Raw genomic sequence first — 258 nt, forward strand, 5'->3', positions numbered from 1 at the left:
TTTCTGGAGAATGCCGGAGAACGCGGCAGCCTCTATATTCATTACATCGTCGAACGCCTTGAAGAACGCAACATGCCCCTGGAGCTGGCGCTCCTGCCAGTGATTGAAAGTGCCTACAACCCAATGGCCTATTCGCGCAGCGATGCGGTCGGCTTGTGGCAGTTCATTCCCTCCACCGGGCGCTACTTCAACCTGCGCCAGACCCGCGCCTACGACGGCCGCCGCGACATCACCGCCTCCACCACCGCCGCCCTGGAC

The 258-nt window shown here is 61.6% G+C and carries 1 protein-coding gene; it reads left to right on the forward strand.

Going from position 1 to position 258, the window contains the following annotated elements; genetic code table 11:
- Positions 1-258: transglycosylase SLT domain-containing protein (locus tag AAEZ05_RS29215; protein ID WP_350650109.1), on the forward strand; the 258-nt coding region annotated here is incomplete at both ends.

Origin of the sequence: Pseudomonas sp. HY13-MNA-CIBAN-0226, assembly GCF_040310305.1 — a bacterium.
In the GTDB taxonomy this organism is placed as follows: domain Bacteria; phylum Pseudomonadota; class Gammaproteobacteria; order Pseudomonadales; family Pseudomonadaceae; genus Aquipseudomonas; species Aquipseudomonas gregormendelii.